This window comes from Streptomyces sp. NPDC001933 (assembly GCF_042890955.1).
Classification (GTDB): domain Bacteria; phylum Actinomycetota; class Actinomycetes; order Streptomycetales; family Streptomycetaceae; genus Streptomyces.
Genome location: NZ_JBIASS010000095.1, coordinates 1 through 3,981, shown reverse-complemented (window position 1 = coordinate 3,981; position 3,981 = coordinate 1). Strand labels below are relative to the sequence as shown.

At 67.7% G+C, this 3,981-nt stretch carries 6 protein-coding genes and 1 pseudogene; 2 read left to right on the top strand and 5 right to left on the bottom strand.

The window, feature by feature from the left end:
• Nucleotides 1-806 (bottom strand): IS5 family transposase (locus ACFYY7_RS45325; RefSeq protein WP_388672251.1); only part of this gene is annotated, 806 nt, incomplete at its 3' end.
• Nucleotides 803-1,141: a Ku protein gene (locus ACFYY7_RS45320; protein ID WP_388672254.1), complete on the bottom strand. Its 339-nt coding sequence runs from the start codon at nucleotides 1,139-1,141 to the stop codon at nucleotides 803-805. The genes ACFYY7_RS45325 and ACFYY7_RS45320, both read right to left, overlap by 4 nt.
• A 548-nt stretch (nucleotides 1,142-1,689) precedes the next feature.
• Here ACFYY7_RS45320 and ACFYY7_RS45315 point away from each other — a divergent pair.
• Nucleotides 1,690-1,901: pseudogene (locus ACFYY7_RS45315) on the top strand (IS701 family transposase); the annotation flags it as partial.
• Between the two features lie 249 nt (nucleotides 1,902-2,150).
• On the opposite strand, the gene ACFYY7_RS45310 reads toward ACFYY7_RS45315, so the two are convergent.
• The 3 genes from ACFYY7_RS45310 to ACFYY7_RS45300 form a co-directional block, all read right to left on the bottom strand.
• The gene (locus ACFYY7_RS45310) at nucleotides 2,151-2,372 is read right to left on the bottom strand and encodes a hypothetical protein (RefSeq protein ID WP_388672248.1); all 222 of its coding nucleotides are present in this window, start codon (nucleotides 2,370-2,372) and stop codon (nucleotides 2,151-2,153) included.
• A 5-nt stretch (nucleotides 2,373-2,377) separates the two neighbouring features.
• Complete coding sequence (locus ACFYY7_RS45305; protein ID WP_388672245.1) at nucleotides 2,378-2,644, bottom strand: hypothetical protein; 267 nt, start codon at nucleotides 2,642-2,644, stop codon at nucleotides 2,378-2,380.
• Nucleotides 2,645-2,790: 146 nt separating this feature from the next.
• Nucleotides 2,791-3,075, bottom strand: a complete 285-nt coding sequence (locus tag ACFYY7_RS45300; protein ID WP_388672242.1) for a DUF6907 domain-containing protein — start codon at nucleotides 3,073-3,075, stop codon at nucleotides 2,791-2,793.
• Between ACFYY7_RS45300 and ACFYY7_RS45295 the strand changes: the two genes are divergently transcribed.
• A complete protein-coding gene (locus ACFYY7_RS45295) occupies nucleotides 3,070-3,417 on the top strand; it encodes a hypothetical protein (RefSeq protein WP_388672239.1) in 348 nt (115 codons plus the stop codon). The two genes, ACFYY7_RS45300 and ACFYY7_RS45295, sit on opposite strands and share 6 nt — an antisense overlap.
• The last annotated feature ends 564 nt before the right edge of the window (nucleotides 3,418-3,981 follow it).

Below are 3,981 nucleotides of genomic sequence, written 5' to 3'. Positions count from 1 at the left end.
CCGCTGCGGGTGCACCTCCGGGTCATCAGGGTGATGAGTGCCCAGGTCAGGTGGGCTTCGGAATGTTGTGGAAGACGTTCGTAGTCGCGGACGTTTCGTTCGACTTTCCAGCGGCGGGGCAGGACGACGAAGCCTTTCGCGCCGCGGGGCCGGGAGACCGTTTTGAGGGTCATGTTGAGGAAGTCTTCGGACCAGTTGACGAGCTGGCCGGCGTAGGCGGAGCCGGCCCAGACCTGCGTGATTTGCGGTTGCATGAGCCGTAGCCGCCAGAGGAGTTCGCGGGCTGCGTCGCGGTCGGTGGTGTCGGCGGGTGTCACCGTGATCACCACCGGAAGCCCGAGGGTGTCGACGGCGATGTGTCTCTTGCGCCCGTTGATTTTCTTTCCGGCGTCGAAGCCTCGGGTGGCCTTGGAGACGGTCTCTGCCCCTTTGACCGACTGTGAATCGACGATCAGTGTCACTGGCCAGGCGCATCGGCCCTGGCCAGCGCGGATCTGCCGACGGAGTTGATCACGGAGGAAGGCGATGACGCCGCGGCGGTGCCAGGCGGCGAAGTGGTAGTAGACGGTCTGCCAGGACGGGTAATCGGCTGGCAGCGCCCGCCATTTGACGCCGTTGTCGACGAGGTAGCGGATCGCGTCGACTATGTCACGGCGGTGCCACTTCTCCGGCCAGCCGCCGGTCTTGGTCTGGCAGGCCGGGACGGGAAGCAGCGGTTCAATCAGCGCCCATTCCGCGACAGAGGTGTCGGAGGGATAGCGGCGCCGGCGGACAGAGGTAGGCATCAGAGGTCGTCCGGGGGTCATTTCGAGAGTTGCGCGAGGGTGGCGCGGACGCCGGTGAGCTGGGCGGATGCCAGCTGGGCCCATTCGTCGTCAGGATGACACTGAAGGTGCGGGTCGAGCGTCCCCGTGATCAACCGGGTCAGCTCCGGATCCCAGTCGGCGGTGAGGGCGTCGATGAGCTGGTGGGCCATCTTCACCTCGGCGGCGGTCGGCTCCGTCCTGCCCGGCAGGTCGGGGACCTCCTGATGGGGGTTACGGATCTCGTCCGCCCAGTGCAGGGAATGCAGGGTCAGCAGACAGTCCTCGGCCTTCAGAGCGACGAGGTACTCGCGCCCGCGCATCACAAAGGTCGCGATGCCTCATCCTGCGACGCCCACCCTGGAGGTTTCGGATCGGTGCTGGATGTCCTGCGAGGCGCGCCCGTCTCTCAGGTGGCGCAGACGAGGCGTGGCAGGCAGGAACGATCAGGCGCCTCTCTACCGGCGCGAACTCGATGCGCACGCCCTCGCCCTCCCTGAGGATGAAGACGTTGTCGGTCCGCGCCCGCCAGCTGATAGGCACGGCGTAGTAACGCCCGGCGTTGCTCCACGATGAGCCGCAGGCCCTCGTAGCGGTGGCGAAGGTGGACGCCCGCACCGAGATCTCGGTGGCGCAGGCCGGGCGCCCACGAGGAGAGGCTGAGCGACTGGGCGCTGTGGACCACCAGACCGGTGCGCAGGGTTACCTTGCGAGCGTCGTTCCTGGCGTTCCGTTCGCCCAGTTAGCCGGAGACAAGGGTGACTGCCCAGGGCAGGAACAGTCCCGGCGGCCAGGACCAGCAATGCCGTCTCCCACGGGCCCCCTGGGCGGCTCGGGCCAGCCTGGCGCACCAGACCGATGCCGACGAGGAGGGGTCCCACCCGAACCCGTCCAGTTCTGGCTGTCCAACCTGCCCGCCGACACCCCGCTGGCAACCTTGGTGCGCACCGCGAAGCTGCGCTGGCGCATCGAGCACGACTACCGCGAGATGAAACAGGCCCTGGGCTGGCCCACTTCGAAGGCCGCACCTGGAGGGGCTGGCACCACCACGTCACCCTCGTCTCCGTCGCACACGCCTTCTGCACCCTCCAGCGCTGATCCGCCGGACGAGCAACGTCACTCCGCGGGCAGCCGGCGGGCGAGATCCGCCGCCAGGTCCCCGGCCGCCTGCCCCTCGGCGCTGTCGTCGGCGAAGTGCCGCAGCAGGTTGACCACTTCGCGCGCCTCAGTCAGCAGCGGAAGGCGAGGGGCGGACGGGTACGTGCCGGTGGCCGGGGGATAGGAGTCCGTGCCCAGGACAACCCGGCGGCACCTGCAGAGGACACGGCAAGGCCGCCGAAGGCTCGCTCACCACGGGGCCGGCCACAGTTCTGGCCCACCACCACGCCAGTCGATCATCCCGGTCAGAGCCACCTCCTCCTCGCTGATGTCATCCATCCCAGCCCGGCGCAGAAACTCGGTGACATCGCGGTCGTCGTGGGCGCGCCCGGCAAACTCCCCATCCACACGCACCCGACGCCCACCCGATTCATCAAGCGGGTACACGACCGCAGGCAGATAGCCGGACATGGGTGTCAGTCAGTGACGGGGTGCAGCGACTCCGCCTCGAGCTCAACATCGATGTCGGGGTGCTCGTAGTTTGCGAGGGCCAGGCCGAGGGCGAAGAACGTCGGCGCCCACTCACCCACGTAAATGCCCCAGTGATCCGCACGAGCCACCCCAAGGCGCTCGACCGTAATCGACCCGAACCACGAGGCGACGGACAAGCCGATCGCGAGGAAGCCGGCGCAGTAGGCGTGCTCGGACTTCAGGCCCTTGTCGTGCAGCATCTTGACGATCATGGCTCTCCAAAGAGGAGTGAGGTCAGTGCTCTTTCCACCGTCGCGCAAGAGGCCACCCGCCGCATCTGGGGGGGGACATGGTGAAGCCCCAGTCAGAGGACTGGGGCTTCACCATGCAAGCTCTCAGCGGTACTCGGCCCGCGCCTTCACCAGCTGGTGTGCACTTCGTCGAGCCGTTCGCAATGCGCGCGTACCTGGGCGATCACCGCGGCGAACTCCTGCGGGTCGAGGCACTCCATTACCTCGTCCTGGAACGGCTCCAGGTGGATGTGCGGAACGTTGCGCCGCGGGTCCTCCGAGTACGGGTCGACGTTGATCCGGCCGGCCAGTACTGGCGGCGGCAGCGTCCCGTGCTCGGCGTCGAAGATGTCCAGCCGCGGGCCGTCGAAGTGGGCGCCGTGTGACAGATCGTCCAGCCGATGTCGATGCAACTGGCGGAGCCGGGAGACGTTCCCGGTCCGGAGACGATCACGGTGGCCGAGGAGGAGCTGGAGGCAGACCTCACCTCACTGGTCACGGTGCTGGCTGGGCGTTGGGGCAGTCCGACCGTGGTCGATCTGTGGACCTGTCTCGGGCTCGACATCCCGGACTGCCCAGACATCGAGGAGGCGCCGGAGCCCCTGGGCTCCCTTTGCATGCTTGCTGGGAGCATGCAGATGTGGCAGGTGTCGTCTGCTGGTCGCTGGCTCGGGCTCACCATCGGTCAAGTCGATCGGGAGCTCCCCTTCGAACTGCTCGCCGCCGTCGGCGAGACCTCCACGTTTCCGAAGTGAGCCGCGGGGCTGCCTGCCCCGAAACCGGGGCGCTCAGCCACACCGATCCAGCCCCCGTCTCGGGCCCTGCAACTCTGGTACGGCTCGATGCCCGGCTTCGTCAGGGCCGCTCCCGCTCTCCCCGGCATCACCCAGATCAGAGTGCCCCCAGCCCATCTGCTGCGACAGGAGGTTGCGGCATCGGAATGGAGGTGAGGGCACTACCGAGCGGTCGGCCCCGCATGAGGGTAGACAGCCCTGTCATCCCCTTCGGTCCGCGAACCAGCGGGCGCGGCAACAGGTTGTACTGGAGTTCGCCAGCCATGGGTGGTTACCGAGCCGGATGATGTCCAGTACGTTGAGGCGTCCGGCCGGGCGGTTGATCAGTAGACGGCGGTGAACTGCCCGACCGCGGCGGAACGGACGTCCTCACCCTCGGGATCGCGGAGGTCGAAGGGCGGGAAGGACCACGGGTCGCGGCGGGCGATGTGGGTGGCGGGGCGTCAGGTGTGGTGTCGGGTGGGGTCGAATCCGTGGTGCAGGTAGAGGGTGGTGTCGTGGGTCAGGGCGCGGGCGCAGGCGTGG